Source organism: Actinomyces sp. zg-332, from assembly GCF_011751945.2.
Lineage (GTDB): Bacteria > Actinomycetota > Actinomycetes > Actinomycetales > Actinomycetaceae > ZJ293.
Genome location: NZ_CP064951.1, coordinates 937,900 through 953,416 on the forward strand (window position 1 = coordinate 937,900; position 15,517 = coordinate 953,416).

Genomic DNA, 15,517 nt, shown 5'->3' on the forward strand with positions numbered 1-15,517 from the left:
GTAATTATACTTACTTCAAGAAATTATATTCTATATTATAGTGCAAATAAAAATGCTCTCTCGATAAAACTCGAAAGAGCATTTAAAATATGAGGAATATATTATTTTTTATATTAATGCTTCACTTTTTTCGGAACTACTATGTCTGATCCTGATTGGACACCATAGTTTTCTTTTGTTCCATTTATAGCATTAGATAGTGCGATAGGTAGACTTGTAGAACCAATAACTGTTCCGACACTATCTACAGTTGATATCTTTTCCTTGGCTCTAAGCTTTGTCAAGAAATCAGTATCATCAACAGCGTCACTAAATACTGTTCCACCCTTAGGTGCTTGAACTAGAACTTTTGAAAAATCAGTATCAAATGAAAGCAAAGACTCTAAATCATCGTTTGAAATAGAAATTTTCTTACCTAAAACATCGCGCTGATTTTCAAAGTTCTTTGGACCTAACACGACAATAGCATCAGCTGGTTCAGAAACTTCTGACATTTCTAGCATTGGATGAGATGAATCAACTAGTAAGTTCAAAAGCAAGCTGTTGTTTTCTTCCTTAGAAGTCAAAATCTGTAGTAGTGCTTTAGCAAATACTGAGTCCACACTAGCATCATGCTCAGGCTTTTCTTTCAAATATTGAGTTAACTGACCTGACAAACTTGTGCGGAATGGACGCTGTTTAGCAACAGTCCACTCTTTTTTAACTTTTGCCTTAGTAACTACTTTAGCACCAGCTTTTGAAAGGTTTTCTACAGCAAGATCGATGTCTTCATCTGCAGCGTATGGCAAAGCCACAACAGCGACTTTCACATCAGACAAAGTGTTTGGCAAAATGTCCTCAGCCATAGCACTAATATATGCGTTACGATTCTTCACATCAATTTGTGAGTTCTCTAGTTGTTTACGAGTAGCATCACGATCTGAACGTATGGAATCAACCTGTACTGATAAAGTGTCACCTAGCGGTGTACGTAAAGGCCCAGCCCCTAAAACAATACCTACCGCAAGGGCTAAAAATACTGATACTAAAGAAACAATATGGTAACGAAAATCAATCATTTTTATTCATTCTCTCTTACGTTGTAGGTACATGAGGAGCTAAACCTACTACTCCCCTCAAAAAGTTAATAAAGTTGTCTAACCACGCACCGCCAATACCTAGTAATGCTTGCCCAAATGGTGTAAATACAATTGCGACCCCTAGTGCAAGCAAACCTGCGGCTACTAACAAGAATAGTTGTTTAGAAGATATTCTGGAACGATATAGCCTTGATACACCCTTAGCGTCAACCAGCTTAGATCCAACACGTAAACGAGTTAGGAATGTAGATGCCATTCCAGCACGGCCTTTATCCAGAAATTCAATCAAAGTGACATGAGTACCAACGGCTACAATTAGCTCAGCCCCATTTTCGTCACCTAAAAGCATTGCAATATCTTCAGAAGTACCTGTGGCTGGAAATACAACATAATCCACATCTAGTGCTTCGACTCGTTCAAGACCAGGAGCTTTGCCATTGCGGTAAGCGTGCACAACAATTTCAGCCCCACAAGTCAGCGCTTTATCAGAAACAGAGTCCATATCTCCAACAATCATGTCAGGCTTTAACCCTGCTTCCAAGATTGCATCAGCACCACCATCTACACCAACCAAAATTGGCTTATATTCACGTATATATGGTCTAAGTGTAGCCAAGTCTTCTTTGTAGTTATATCCTCTAACTACAACAAGAACGTGCCTATCACGTAATTTAGTTTTAATTTGAGGAACACCGACACCATCTAATAACAAATCTTTTTCTCGACGCATATACTCCATTGTATTTGCTGCGAAAGCTTCAATCTGAGTTGATAGACCGGCACGTGCTTGTTCCATTGATTCTTCAATGCTTTCAGGAGTCTGTAGTACTCCAGCAGCTATCAACTTATCATCAGAGTAAATAGTATTGCCATCGATACGAACATACTGTCCCTCTGTAAGTTGCATAATATCAGGACCAAGATCATCAATTAGAGGAATGCCTGCATCTAATAAAATCTGTGGACCAAGATTAGGATATCTGCCTGATATTGACTTTTTTACATTTAGGACTGCCAATGGCTTACATCTAACTAAAGCTTCAGCTGAAACACGATCTAAATCTACGTGGTTTATAACAGCTACTTCGCCGTTTTCAAGACGCTTAGTTAAGTTCTTCGTTCGTTCGTCTACACGCACACGCGTTTGGTTATTGAGCGTTGCTGTAGGTCGCTTTCTTCTAAACACTTTCACTTCCTGAGATTCTTATTGTAAAGAACGTAGTAGTTCTTCTGCATGCATTTTAGCTGCCTGTAAATCTTTCTTCCCTGATAGCATTCTAGCTAATTCTATTACACGTTCGCTAGTTTTTATCTCTTTTACACTCGTAATATCAAACATTTTACCAACTTTATAGTGAATATCACCATATGCAGCTACTTGTGGTAGATGTGTTACTACTATAACTTGATGTGATTTTGACAGTTCTTTAAGACGATTTCCCACTTGTAATGCAGCCTCGCCTCCAATTCCAGCATCTATTTCATCAAAAATAAAGGTTTGTTTTCCTGTCTGAGACTTTTTAGCTAAAACTACTTCAATAGCGAGCATTATTCTGGAGAGTTCACCACCTGATGCTCCGTTTGCTATAGGCTGAGAGGCAATATTAGGGTGAGAAGTAAACTTCATCACCAACTCATTCAAACCATTTTGTGTAGGCTTAGGGTTTGGTATGAACTCAATACTAAATACAGCATCTTTCATGTTTAAAGTATGTAGCTCTGCAGTAACATTTTCACTGAAAACCTTAGCTAAATTCTTACGAGATTCTTCTAATATTTCTCCTTTTTCCACTAATACTTTTTTAGCGTTTTGAATATCAGTAATCAAGATTTCAAGTTTTAAATCTAAATTTTCATAAGCATCGTATTTACGGCGAATTTCTTCAATCCATTCAGCTAATTCTTGGGTAGTCGTAGCCCTATTTTTCATTAGCTTTCTTATATTGTTGTAACGTATATTAGCTTTTTCTATCTCTTGAGGATTGTATTGTATGCTAGATAAAAATTGGTTTAAACTTGAGTGTAGTTCTTTCACATCAATATAAATACTGCTTATTTGCTTGTAAAAGTTACTTATTTCGTAATTTTGTGAAGAAAAATGCTCCAGTATTGTTTTAGATTCGTGTAAATGTTCTAAAATTCCTTTATAAGTGTCTTCATTAGACAACACTGAATTTACGTATTGTAAATTTTTACTTATATCAGCAAGATTTGCATTTGAATCAATTATTTTACGTAAAGTTTCATCTTCATTTGGCTGTATCTGTAACTCATCGTATTTTTTCAATACTGACTCGTATACTTCATTTTGCATAGAAGTACTTTGTGCTTCTAGTTGAATAGTTTTATATTCATTTTGAAGTTTTTTAATATTCAAATAAGCCTGATAGTATTCTTGTAGCTTTACTTTATGCTCATTTGTGCCATAGTCGTCTATAGCTTGACGCTGAGCTTGTGCAGATTTTAATCTCATCTGATCTTGCTGACCATGAATAGTAACTATTTTGTTACCTAATTCTTGTAAAACTCCTGAGGGTACTGTTTTAGCGTTAATATAAGCTCTGGATTTTTTACTAGTAGATATTTTTCTACCAAATATTACATTTTCGTTTTCAATATCGTAGTCATTGTCTTGGATTGCTTTTAGAAAGTCACAGTTATCGCTTACTCGAAAAATTGCTTCTACATAGCTTTCTTCACAGCCAGATCTGATTATTTTTGAATCTGCTTTGCCACCCAATATCATCTTGATACTGTTTAAAAGCATACTCTTACCAGCACCTGTTTCACCTGTAATAACAGTCATTTTTTCACTAGGAATAATGGTAGCTTCTTTAATAACGCCTAGGTTCTCAATATTTATTTCTTCAATCATTGTTTTTCTTCTCAATCGTTGAAGTATTCGTTGAGGATTCACGCCAGCCATTAACAGGTAGATTAAACTTAGCTACAAGTCTTGCTGAGAAAGGAGTATCGTTCATACGTGCTACTTGGATAGGTGTTTTATCAGCAATAGCACATATTTGTGACCCTTCAGGTACGTCAATTGTTCTTATACCATCACAGCATATTGTCAAATTATCCCATTGGTTAGGTAGTACGCTAACTTGCAATTTAGATGTACTACTAACTATTAGAGGCCTAGTAAACAAAGCATGTGCTGCTAATGGAACTAGTACTAAAGCATCTACTCCTGGCCATACTACCGGTCCCCCCACAGAAAAAGCATAAGCAGTAGAACCTGTAGGGGTCGCAAAAATCACGCCATCACACCCAAAAGTTGAAATAGGTTCGCCATCTATACCTACGCTCAAATAAGCTGGATGTAAGTTATCTTTACGAATCAAAGCAGCTTCATTTAAAGCCCAGTTCTTTTCAATCGTTCCATCTGGTTTTTGAACCCGTATTTCAATAGTAGTTCTAGTTTCAATTGTGTAATCTTTATTAGCTATTTTTTCGACAACAGTAGATATATCTTCTGGATTCATCTCAGCTAGAAATCCAACATGACCCAAATTTATACCGATAAGTGGAACATTATATTCCCTAGCGTAATGAGCTGAAGAAAGTATGGAACCATCGCCACCTAGAACAAGAATTAGCTCAAAGTCCATATTTTTATTGCATTCTAAGTCATCGACAGATATGACTTCAATATTATAATTTGCTAGTTCACGTGTAGCTTTGATAGCTAATTCTTTAGCACTATCACGCATTTTATGCACTACCATTAAAACGCGTCTCATATTATTTCAACCTATCCCCAATTGGACCATTTTTTACAGCTTCATATATAGCTTTATCTAATCTATCACTTTCTAAGCCATTTTCGAAAGACTTATTCATAGCAAGGAAATATTCCACATTTCCACTAGGGCCAGGTAAGGGACTTGGAGCAACAGCGTAAATTTTTAAACCATTTTCTATAGCACACTGAGCTACAGTCTTTATTGCTTCCATGTGGTCTTTAGGGTTTTTAACAACACCACCATGTGGTAGTTTTTCCTTACCTACTTCAAACTGAGGTTTTACCATTAGTAAAAAATCACACTCTTTAGCAGATATACCAACTAAAGGTTCAATGAGTAAAGTCAAAGATATAAAAGATAAATCACCAACAATTATCTCAGGCGTATATTCTAAGTCAGCTTTAGTTATATAGCGAAGATTAGTCCTATCTTTAACGATGACTCTAGAATCGGATTGTAATTTCCAAGCTAGTTGCCCATATCCCACATCTGCAGCTATCACTTTTTCAGCATTATTTCTAAGCAATACATCGGTAAATCCTCCTGTTGATGCACCAGCATCAAGGCAAAGCTTTCCAGATATGTTAGGGGCTTTTTCCCCTAAATATTCTAAAGCTCCAGCTAGTTTAAAAGCTCCTCTTGACACATAGTCATTCTCAGCAGATTCTTTTACAACCACGGCTTGTGCTGGACTAATTTGTCGAGCAGGCTTAGTAACTTGACCTCCGTCAACATAAACTAAGCCATCAACTATAAGTTGTAAGGCATGCTGACGAGAACGAGCAAGCCCTCGCCTGACTAGTTCAGCATCAATTCTTGTAAGCTTTGCCATATTCATACCTTTTCACTCGTAATACTATATTACGCAGAAAATATAGATGAAATAAGAGGTATTTTCTGTTTTGTGGATAATTTCAAAACCTAGTCTATAGTATTTACGACATTGATTTTTGGACTATCTACACGGATACCTCTGTTATCTTTGGCATCCCAAATAGCAGCAACATATGAACGGTAAGTATTTAGTGAAATAGTTGTTTCTTCTTCTAAAATTTCACCATCTATTTCAACTAAGCCGTCATCAATTACTCTAACTTTTGCAGAATCATCACATACATAGTATCCGTTGTCATCTAAAACTGGATAAGGATGAGTCTTTGCCAAACCAGTTATATCTATTGCTAAATATGTTGGACGATTCTCAACAGAAGCAAAAGCAACATCTCGGGCATCGTTTACGCCAGTTAAAACATGCATTGAAGGGTATCCTGCAGCTTTTGCACCAGCTATATCAGTGCCCAACCTATCCCCAATAGCAATTGGATATTTAGCATCTGCACAAGTTTGTACTGCACGGGCAAAAATACCTGGGAAAGGCTTTCCGCCAGATATAGGTTTCTTGCCAGTAGCGTGTTGCACTGCTGCTACTAAAGAACCGTTTCCTAAAGCCATACCGTGTTCTGTAGGTAAAGTTGAGTCAATGTTTGATGCAAAGTATTGTGCTCCGTTTTCAATACTGTACGCAGCTTGAGTCAAATCTTCCCAAGTTATCGACTGATCGAAGCCCTGTACAACTGCCTCTGGTTGATCTTTATAAGATTCTACGATTTCAAACCCTGCCTCGCTGATTGGTTTACGTAGTCCAGTTCCACCTATAACTAGAACCTTTGCACCTTCAGGAAGTTGTTCAACCATTATGTGAGCAATATCCATTGCCGCAGTCATAACTTCATCTTTATCGGCTTGAATATCAAAACTTTGCAGTTTTTCAGCAACCTGTTCTTGTGTTTTTGAAGCATTGTTGGTAACAAACCTTATATTCATACCATTTTCACGAGCTTCATTTATTCCATTTGAAGCATTTTCTACCGGTTGCATTCCTCTAAAACATACACCGTCTAAGTCGAATAGAGCTAAATCATATAGAGTCGATAAAGGGATATCACTTCCTCTTAGACCGCTAGTATTTTCCCCTTCAGTATATTCGTCAAGGTCAAATATTTCGCTTTCTTCTTGAGGTAATTCATCTAGTATTTTTTGAGCTTTTTCACTTTCTCCCATTTGTTCTAGTAAGTTAGCTTTTGCTTCAAGTAAACGATATTTCAAGTTTTCTTCAACATGAGGACTAGCTAGCGTGTTATCTAAAATATTAATACCTAGTGTTGGTTGTCCCATATCGCTACGAATACTAGCAGAAACTATTATTACTTCTACTTGCTCAGCAATGTCTAGAGCTTTCATATTCAAACCAGAAATTAATTCAACAGCTTGATTTATTTTACCTGTTGCTCTTAGGCAGTCAGCTTCAATTGACGGTAGAGTTTTCTTTCCAGTTAGTCTTTCATAAGCGCGTAATTCTCGCAAAGTTTGAGCAAAGTTTTCACATTGGTACGAGCATAATGCCATAGCCTCACGAACTATAGGAACTCTACTAGCACACTTCAAAGCAAAATTAACGTGAGCCAAAGCTTCTTCAGGAGTTACATCAATTATTTGTCCTGCAAATATTAGGTGTTTAGCAACATTATCAGCAACTTCTTTACGCAAGCCTCTAAGTTGAGCTCTTGCTGCACTGTCTAAATCGCTAGGATTGATTTCGTAAGGAAAAGCTGGTTCAACCATATGTTTATTTTCGTAGCGATCATCTTTGTTATAAGACTTATCGTATTCTTTCTTACGTCCTTCGCCACGTTTTGGTTTCGCAAAACTATCTCTGTGATTATTGTTTTTACCGTATGGCTTTTCAGAACCATATTTTTTATCAGAAAAGTTCTTTTTATATCCGTCTTTAGAATAGTTATCTCTGTCAAACTTGTTTCTACTATTCTTTCTATTACTGTCGTTATTTTGCTTAGAATATTGTTTATCGTTGTTTCTATCATTATTGCGTATAGTTCTTCCATCTCTTCCAAAAGAGTTTGAACTAGAAAAACCACGATTAAAACTTTTACCTTGTGAGGATCTTCCTCTGTTATTAAAATCGTTTCCTGCCATTTTTCCTCACGTTTTCTTTCATAAAACTTTTTAAGATACAAAAGAATTATAAATCTATAACTGCTAATGGTAAACTATTTACGAGTTGACTGGGTGATTGCGTGTATCTTTATATACGAGGAACGTCCGGGCTCCACAAAAGCACAGTGGTGGGTAACGCCCACTCAGGGTGACCTGCAGGAAAGTGCCACAGAAAATAAACCGCCTGATTTTAGGTAAGGGTGAAAAGGTGAGGTAAGAGCTCACCGCATAACTGGTGACAGTTATGGCATGGTAAACCCCACTGGGAGCAAGACCAAGTAAGCATACGTTTGAGTTAGCTTTTGACGAGTATGTGGGTAGGTTGCTTGAGGTTTTTAACCCTAGATAGATGATCACCGCCTTTTTAGGTACAGAACCCGGCGTATAGGTCGACTTAGCGTGGAGTGATATTTTTATTGCTCCACGCTTATTTTAAGCTGTATTTTCTATAAGTACTTTGACTAAATTAGTGAGTTCTAATATGAAAAACTCACTGTTTCCTTTTCATATCGTTCCCATATCTTACTTGTAAGTTCTTCTTTGAGCTTAGGTCTTATATTGATGCTACTATTGCTACTTTATTCAATCATTACAATTAACTTACAGTTTTTTACTTCACATAATTAGTAGTAGGTAAAAACGCACTAGATTTTACACCTAATTTTAGAATAGCCACTTTAAATGTAAGAACAGGAATTCTACTATTTATCTTTAGTGTTATATGCAAGATAAATACGCTTAAAATACTCTCGTAAAATACTTGTATAACCATTGCAACTAGCAAAAATAATGTAAAACTATGTTATTTGGTATCTGAATCAAAACAGCTTAAAGTAAAAATAAACAGCTACCTTTTCCAACGAAAATACAACTTTTTCTAAAAACTACTAAGTAGACCATATACTCATATAAGCTTCAATATAAAATGTGGGACCTATAAAAGCAAGATCCCACATAATTTTAAATGGTTTATATTCCTAGTAAATATTAGCGTTTAGCTTGTTTTCTAATATTTTTAACACTAACTCCCAAAGCAAAAGATAAGAAAATAACAAATAGCAAAGCAGTTATATCTAGACCTGTATTAGCTAGTTTATCATCTTGTTTCTTTACTAATTTCATCTTAGATTCACTAGAAGTAGCGTTACCTTTACCACCCTTATCTGGTGTAGTTTCACCCATTGGCTGATTCTTACCAGAAGGAGATAGCTTTTCTTTTGAGTCTTCGTCACCAGCTGTATTTGGTTTTGGCTTTGAGTCAGACTTCGGTTCTACTTCTGGCTTTGACTCAGAAGTAGGCTGTACTTCAGGTTTTGGCTTCATCTCGGAATCAGAATCAGGCTGTGTATCAGGCTTAGGCTCAGCAATTGGTTTTGCTGGTGTTAAAGCACTAATTGGAATAACATGAGTAATTTTTACTCTTATTGTCTTATTCTCAGTAATATTTTCCAAAACTGAACTATCGAATTCTTTGTGTAGCTTGTATTCTCCACTCTCAGCTTTCGGTAAGTTCACAACAGCATTACTGCCAGAGTCAACTTCTTGAGTTTCAGTATGCACTACTTTACCTGCCAGCTCATAATTCAAAGTAACTTCATACTTTTTATTTGGAGTCACAGAATCGTTATCTGAGTCATTAGAGTTATTAGGAGGAGTCTTTTGTTTCTTTACCAGTTTTAGCTCTATAGTAATATCTTTAGTTATATTACTCAAAGCAGACAAATCAGCACCTTCAGCAATCTCATAAACCCAATCAGCGTTTTCCGGTGCTTGTGGTACTGAATATTTAGCATCTTGCCCATCAAGAACAGTCAAAGTGTCCCTAGAAACTTCATTAGTTTCAAAGGTGTAAACAATATTTACTGTATGATTTGTTGGATGTACCTTTTCAAAACGCAACTTTATAGTTCCAGCTATATCGTCACCTGTAACTACAATTTTCTTGTCATAATCACTTTCTTCAAACGGTTTACCGTCTTCTTTTAGAAATCTACCATTTTCAGGTTTACTAACTGAGTAACTAACTATTTGAGTATCATTTGTTCTTTCAATAGTAAACGGTAGCTCCCATAAAGAGCCATTTACAACAATTACCAATTCACCAACAGGTTTAGCAATCCAAGTTATATGTGAAAGCTCGCCGTCTGCGTTATTTTCAGTGGTTGGATTTTCGTAGTTTGTAATTACTTTTCCTTCAAGTTCTGAATGACCTAGCAAATTTGTACGATACTGGTCAACATTATCTCCATCATAGTCTACGAAATCTGAATATATACTCTCAAAATCGTCTAGATTTCCAGTACCGTTTGTATCTTCAAGAACTTCAATTAATACACTATGAGTTTTAGACAATGTATATGTGTAACTGTCTTCTTTTTTAACCACTTTATACTTATCAATAGTAGGAGAATCTAGCCTTATATCTGGAAGAATGGCAGGATCATTTTTATCCAAAGTTTTTCCATTCTCAACCATATCACCTATAAGTAACAATATGTCAGATCCAGCAATAGAAGTAGTATCTGGAGTGTTATCTACAACCACGCCTACATTAATATCGTGAGAACCATCTACTATCAAAGTTGCATCAGGTGGAATATGTATTTGACCTGTACCTGATGTAGTAACGATTTCAGTTGTTTCATCAAAAGTTATTTTAGAATTATTAAGGTTTAGGTTTTCAATAATATTATCACCATTAGTTATAGAAACATTTGAGTCAACTAAGTTTAGTGTTTTCAACCTATAAGTAGTAAGACCTTGAACATTTACATTCTTCAATGTCAATTCGTTATCAGTTGAACTACCACCAAAATATCCTGTGATAAATGGACTAACAGATGTAACCGACACTTTTCCAGATATCTCATAGTTCTCACCAAAAACTATTCCTTCTCTAACACTAGCAACAGCTGATTCGATATTAATAGTAGTAGGCGTTACTTTCTCTTCATCTTCATCATTAGCAATAATTTTAGTAAATTTAGTTTCTCTATTATTACCTAAAATATTGATTTTAGCATGGTCTCCTGCTATTTTATGCCCATAAGTTCCGGCTATAATTATAGGTCTTTCAGCACTTTGTATATCGCTAATTTTTGTTGAAACATTGTCAAAGGTAACTGAGTAATCAGAAACATAAATCTTACCTTCGTTACCACCCTCACCGGTAACATTTAGAGTTATATTTCTAAAAACAACATCCTTAGATAGTTGAACATTCATTCCTCTAAAAGTTAGAGTAGTTCCTTCACCTTCAATTGTTACTGCCTTGTTTATATCAAATGGAGTACCTAAATCTTCAGTGTATACAATGTTTCCAATAACTTTAATAGTGTCACCATCATCAGCATTTTGAAGAGCATATTTAAAACTTTGATAAGGATTTGACTGACTTCCATCCCCATCAATGGAGGAATCAGAACCAGATGTAACATAAATTATTTTGTTATCAGCATAAGCTTTCATAGCCTGCATGCCAATTATTCCAAAAATTGCTATAAGCATAACTGTAACTACAACTGCTATAGCTTTTGTTTTACTTATGTAAGTCATAAGCTTACTTTCTCTTAAACGATACTCATTATAAATACATCCTATGTACCATTAAAGATATTTACCAAGCAAGACTTTAAAAGGTTTATTCCAGAAATGAAACAATCACATTATAAGTGTTTTTGTTTTGTAATAATAATTATTGTTTATCGTCCTTTTCAGAATGCAAATTTTCTTTATCTCCTAAAAACTCGTTTTCCTGCTCTTGCTTAGCTTCACGAGCTTTTATTGCTTCATATTCTTCACGATTTTTGGCATCTTCTATTGCTAATCGCAAGGAAATTGCTCCCATTATTAGAGAACCGATTAAAGAAACTCCAATCCAATACAATATATCTTTACCTTCATGCACTACCAACGTAAGGGTAAGAAATACAACAAAAAATCCTATTGTCGTGTATATAGGACGCTTCTTATTCAAATATTCCATTTTCTTCAATCACTCCTTGGTTTTGACTCTTTCCTAACAGTATTTTACTCAATATCTGCATTTTCTGCTAAAGCATACTCATTCACCAATAAATTAACTAGTTGATTATAATTCCTAATGCATGAATAACATTCTTTTTATGATAGTTTCCAACACTCAAAATATCTAAAGTATTCTCAAGTGGGTTATATTTTGCTGTCATAGCTTGAATAAGAGAATTAACTATTTTTTTCGTTTTATCAGTTTTCGCAACGACAATAAGATTTTCTAATTCAGAGTTGTTAGTATAGGTATCATATATATTAGAAACAAAGGTATCCACTTTATCTTCAGCTACCTCTACATCAAATTCTTTGGCAATTTCCTCACAAAAATCATTACTTTCGTCGATAGCAACTACCCTATCTACTTTGGTAACATTATAAGAAGCAACAATCTTTTTGACAGCTTTAGCTTTACCTGTATTTACAAGCAGATCATCTGAAATATTTACAAACACTAAGTCTGAATACTCTTTTGACATAGATAAATGGGTATTATTATCAGCAATATCTACACCATTTGAAGACACTATTTCTGCATTATGTTCTGAAGTATTATTTGTGTTCCAAATAATATCGCTACTTTTAGTATCCATTGCAATATTAGCTAGTTTATCTGCTTGAGAGTTTTCACTACGCGGAATCCAAGTATAACTAACTTTGTCTTGAGGAAAAATCTTGAAAGCTTTACCAGCTAAGGCAGCTAAGTTAGAATCCTTGATTTTCCATCTACCGCTCATCTGTTCAACAACTAACTTAGAATCAGCATAAACTTTCACATAAGCGTTAGGATTTATATCAAAAGCTAGTTTCAAACCAGCGATAAGCCCGTTATATTCAGCGTTATTATTAGTTACTTCACCCAAATAACCGTATACTTCAGCTAATTTTTCACTTGTTTTCGCGTCGAATACTACTGCCCCATAGCCTGCAGTTCCAGGGTTACCTCTAGATCCTCCATCAAAGTATACTTCTAAATCGTAAGCCATATTACATATTCTTTTCTAAAAACACTATTGCAGATACATAAAGAAAAATTAGTCTTGCACTCTAACTAAAATATAATCGTAATCCTGTGAACAGATAACTTCGTCTAAAGGCGCTTTCTTAATCTCATCTAGTTCTGCTATTGAAAATTCCAGTGTCATACCTTCTACAACGTTTCCACGCATAGGAACTGCACCTATACCGCCTGTAATTTTTTTAACTCTCTCATATAAAGCCAATAGTTCTTCATCAATAACAGCTACTATACTTTTGCGTTCTTGTTCTAGATTGACCTTCATATCTATAAACTCGGATGCTTTTTCTGTTTTCTGTTCTTCAAGTTCTTTTTCTATTTCTACTAACTTATCTTGAGTTTTAACTATTTTTTCTAGTTTTTGTTCGTATTCAGCATTTTCTTCAAGAAGAGTTATTTCATTGTCTTCTAAAACTTTTTTCCTCTTTGCCATCTGTTCTATTTCACAGATTATTGCTTGCATTTCCTTAGGTGAAAACTCAGAACTATCAAGTCTTTCTTGCTGTTTTTTTATTCTATTTTCAACTACATCTACGTCTCTATTAACTATGTTAATTTTTGAGGCAATATCTGATAATTTTACTTCAGCTAAAACTTTCATTTGAGCAATTTTTGTAAGCTTATCTTTATTTTCTTGAATCTTCACATCAATAGGCATAGTTGCCAAGAAATGGTTTACTTTAGCTATTCGTACATCAATATTCTGAAGATCTAGCAACCTTCGTTGCATTTGTATGGGTGCTTTCATTTTTCCTCCAAAGTATTTATATGAATAGCCCAAGGATCAGTCACCTTTGTTGAATATTCTACACTAACTTCTAAACCTTTTTCTTTAAACTTATTTTCCAGAGCTATCTTACACATTCTCACCCACGGCCACTCGCTAGCCCAGTGTGTAGGCATAACCAAGGCAGTTTGACCATTCTCCATAAATTCACTAGCAACATGATGTTTTAAATCAGCACATACAAATACATCTGCCTTTTTATCTAATACTTTGTCAAGCATTGACTGACCAGAGCCCGGCGAAAAAGCAACTTTGGAAACTATTCTTTCCGCCTCACCTGCCACTTGTATACCAAATGGTGTTTTAGGTAAGCTATCAGCAACTTTTTGAGCAAATTCTTTCAAAGTCATGGGCTCAATTTCACCAATAACTCCAAGACCTATTTCAGCATTCTCATCTTCTAAAACTTGAGTATTTTTCATCGGAATTATTTGGCTCAAAGCTTTGGAAACACCATACTCAGCTCTATCAGCATTAGTATGAGCATTAAACAACGCACAGTCATTTTTTATCAAGCTATGTACTAATTTACCTTTAGGAGTAGATTTAGCAACTGTTTTTGTGCCAAATAAAAATAGTGGATGATGGGTAAAAAGTAAGTCAACTTTCTTAGATATTGCTTCCTCAACAGTGTCTTTTACAGGGTCAATAGCAATCAGTATACTACGCACTTCTTGTTCTTCGTCCCCAACAATTAGACCTACACTATCCCATGATTCGGCTAAGTGCCTAGGATATAGAGAATCTATTATCTCAATGACTTCCCTCAAAGTAGGGACTCGTAAGTTATCACAATTTTTATTTACAATATCTATTTTTTCCGTTTCCATTCTTTAAGAATAATTTATTTCAGCTATTTGTAAAAATATTTCTATTCTTTTTGAGAAAAACGGCTCTATTGTGGCAGTATCGGGAATGTCACATTAAAACCACCACTCGTTTTATAACAAAGTAATATATCTTTGCTATAGCTATAAGTTACTTCTACTCCATGGAAAACTTACCATAACGAGTTTCGAAAAATGTTTTCCCATGTATTTGGAATTATACACGTATTAGTCAAATAATAAGATTTATAGAAATAAAAAAGCCACTCTATAAGAGTGACTATATTTCCTTGACTAAACAGTCATGGTGGGCCCTGCGGGATTCGAACCCACGACCCCTGCGGTGTAAACGCAGTGCTCTAACCAGCTGAGCTAAAGGCCCCTTTGTAACTTCCTTTTGAAAGCAACAAAGAAAACTATAACATATATAAAATATGACGTCAACACATTTTTAAAAAATAGTTTTTGAAATCAAAAAGTATCGAAATACAGTAAGGCGCACTATTGAAAATTCACTATTTCTAATAAGTAAATTAGCTACGTGAGCGCGATGCTAAACGCATACCTGTCCAATTTTCAGAAACAGCTTTAGCTGTAGTTGCACGTAATCCAGTTGTTTGAGCAGCTTCTTCAATTTCAGAAGGTCTAACATGACCTGGTAAAGAAGTTTTAGGCGTCATTACCCAAATCAAACCACGGTCATCGAGATTACTTACAGCATCAACAAGTAAATCTGCTAAATCCTCTTCTTCAGCATCTTCTTCACGCCACCATATAATGGTACCGTCAACCACATCTTCATATAAATCATCAACTAATTGTTCACCAGTTACTTCTTCAACTATTGAACGCAATGTTTCATCAACATCATCGTCATAATAAAACTCTTGAACAATTTGACCCTTTGTGAAACCCAACTCGGCTCCAGTGATTGCCACCATTGCACCTTTCTATAATTGTACCAATAAGAATACTAAATCAATATATGTCACATTTTGCAAACAGAAATTACT

General features: G+C 35.3%; 12 protein-coding genes, 1 tRNA gene and 1 other RNA gene. 1 reads left to right on the forward strand and 13 read right to left on the reverse strand.

Annotated features, from left to right (window positions below):
- Nucleotides 1-113 precede the first annotated feature (113 nt).
- The 6 genes from HCQ94_RS03835 to HCQ94_RS03860 all read right to left on the reverse strand — a co-directional run bounded on the left by HCQ94_RS03835 (nucleotide 114) and on the right by HCQ94_RS03860 (nucleotide 7,822).
- A complete protein-coding gene (locus HCQ94_RS03835) occupies nucleotides 114-1,058 on the reverse strand; it encodes a copper transporter (protein WP_166977794.1) in 945 nt (314 codons plus the stop codon).
- Nucleotides 1,059-1,074: 16 nt separating this feature from the next.
- A complete protein-coding gene (gene steA, locus HCQ94_RS03840) occupies nucleotides 1,075-2,271 on the reverse strand; it encodes a putative cytokinetic ring protein SteA (RefSeq protein ID WP_166977796.1) in 1,197 nt (398 codons plus the stop codon).
- Between the two features lie 12 nt (nucleotides 2,272-2,283).
- Nucleotides 2,284-3,954 carry a DNA repair protein RecN gene (gene recN, locus HCQ94_RS03845; RefSeq protein ID WP_196373599.1) on the reverse strand — a complete coding sequence of 557 codons (1,671 nt, stop codon included), beginning with the start codon at nucleotides 3,952-3,954 and terminating at the stop codon, nucleotides 2,284-2,286.
- Nucleotides 3,947-4,825 (reverse strand): NAD kinase, encoded by an 879-nt coding sequence (locus HCQ94_RS03850; protein ID WP_166977800.1) that lies wholly within the window; start codon nucleotides 4,823-4,825, stop codon nucleotides 3,947-3,949. The genes recN and HCQ94_RS03850 overlap by 8 nt, the downstream gene beginning before the upstream one ends.
- A gap of 1 nt (nucleotide 4,826) precedes the next feature.
- Nucleotides 4,827-5,660, reverse strand: coding sequence for a TlyA family RNA methyltransferase (locus HCQ94_RS03855; protein WP_166977802.1), 834 nt, complete (start codon nucleotides 5,658-5,660; stop codon nucleotides 4,827-4,829).
- 89 nt (nucleotides 5,661-5,749) lie between these two features.
- A complete protein-coding gene (locus tag HCQ94_RS03860) occupies nucleotides 5,750-7,822 on the reverse strand; it encodes an HAD-IIA family hydrolase (protein ID WP_166982066.1) in 2,073 nt (690 codons plus the stop codon).
- Between the two features lie 81 nt (nucleotides 7,823-7,903).
- Here HCQ94_RS03860 and rnpB point away from each other — a divergent pair.
- Nucleotides 7,904-8,244, forward strand: an RNA gene (gene rnpB, locus HCQ94_RS03865) — RNase P RNA component class A.
- A 586-nt stretch (nucleotides 8,245-8,830) separates the two neighbouring features.
- On the opposite strand, the gene HCQ94_RS03870 is transcribed toward rnpB, so the two are convergent.
- The 7 genes from HCQ94_RS03870 to HCQ94_RS03900 all read right to left on the reverse strand — a co-directional run bounded on the left by HCQ94_RS03870 (nucleotide 8,831) and on the right by HCQ94_RS03900 (nucleotide 15,445).
- Entirely contained in the window at nucleotides 8,831-11,398 is a 2,568-nt protein-coding gene (locus tag HCQ94_RS03870; protein ID WP_166982069.1) for a hypothetical protein, read from the reverse strand.
- 139 nt (nucleotides 11,399-11,537) lie between these two features.
- Nucleotides 11,538-11,828, reverse strand: coding sequence for a hypothetical protein (locus tag HCQ94_RS03875; RefSeq protein ID WP_166982072.1), 291 nt, complete (start codon nucleotides 11,826-11,828; stop codon nucleotides 11,538-11,540).
- Between the two features lie 97 nt (nucleotides 11,829-11,925).
- The gene (locus HCQ94_RS03880) at nucleotides 11,926-12,858 is read right to left on the reverse strand and encodes a reverse transcriptase-like protein (RefSeq protein WP_166982075.1); all 933 of its coding nucleotides are present in this window, start codon (nucleotides 12,856-12,858) and stop codon (nucleotides 11,926-11,928) included.
- Nucleotides 12,859-12,906: 48 nt separating this feature from the next.
- Nucleotides 12,907-13,638, reverse strand: coding sequence for a zinc ribbon domain-containing protein (locus tag HCQ94_RS03885; protein ID WP_166977812.1), 732 nt, complete (start codon nucleotides 13,636-13,638; stop codon nucleotides 12,907-12,909).
- Nucleotides 13,635-14,507, reverse strand: coding sequence for a Nif3-like dinuclear metal center hexameric protein (locus HCQ94_RS03890; protein ID WP_166982078.1), 873 nt, complete (start codon nucleotides 14,505-14,507; stop codon nucleotides 13,635-13,637). Before HCQ94_RS03890 ends, HCQ94_RS03885 begins: the two co-directional genes overlap by 4 nt.
- Before the next feature lie 302 nt (nucleotides 14,508-14,809).
- Nucleotides 14,810-14,886, reverse strand: a tRNA-Val gene (locus HCQ94_RS03895).
- A 151-nt stretch (nucleotides 14,887-15,037) separates the two neighbouring features.
- Entirely contained in the window at nucleotides 15,038-15,445 is a 408-nt protein-coding gene (locus tag HCQ94_RS03900) for a DUF3052 domain-containing protein (protein WP_166977816.1), read from the reverse strand.
- Between the last annotated feature and the right edge of the window lie 72 nt (nucleotides 15,446-15,517).

Excerpts from the sequence above, each read along its gene's own strand:
- HCQ94_RS03835 (WP_166977794.1), bottom strand. The coding sequence starts at position 1,058 with ATGATTGATTTTCGTTACCATATTGTTTCTTTAGTATCAGTATTTTTA.
- recN (WP_196373599.1), bottom strand. The coding sequence starts at position 3,954 with ATGATTGAAGAAATAAATATTGAGAACCTAGGCGTTATTAAAGAAGCT.
- HCQ94_RS03850 (WP_166977800.1), bottom strand. The coding sequence starts at position 4,825 with ATGAGACGCGTTTTAATGGTAGTGCATAAAATGCGTGATAGTGCTAAA.
- HCQ94_RS03855 (WP_166977802.1), bottom strand. The coding sequence starts at position 5,660 with ATGGCAAAGCTTACAAGAATTGATGCTGAACTAGTCAGGCGAGGGCTT.
- HCQ94_RS03860 (WP_166982066.1), bottom strand. The coding sequence starts at position 7,822 with ATGGCAGGAAACGATTTTAATAACAGAGGAAGATCCTCACAAGGTAAA.
- HCQ94_RS03870 (WP_166982069.1), bottom strand. The coding sequence starts at position 11,398 with ATGACTTACATAAGTAAAACAAAAGCTATAGCAGTTGTAGTTACAGTT.
- HCQ94_RS03875 (WP_166982072.1), bottom strand. The coding sequence starts at position 11,828 with ATGGAATATTTGAATAAGAAGCGTCCTATATACACGACAATAGGATTT.
- HCQ94_RS03880 (WP_166982075.1), bottom strand. The coding sequence starts at position 12,858 with ATGGCTTACGATTTAGAAGTATACTTTGATGGAGGATCTAGAGGTAAC.
- HCQ94_RS03885 (WP_166977812.1), bottom strand. The coding sequence starts at position 13,638 with ATGAAAGCACCCATACAAATGCAACGAAGGTTGCTAGATCTTCAGAAT.
- HCQ94_RS03890 (WP_166982078.1), bottom strand. The coding sequence starts at position 14,507 with ATGGAAACGGAAAAAATAGATATTGTAAATAAAAATTGTGATAACTTA.
- HCQ94_RS03900 (WP_166977816.1), bottom strand. The coding sequence starts at position 15,445 with ATGGTGGCAATCACTGGAGCCGAGTTGGGTTTCACAAAGGGTCAAATT.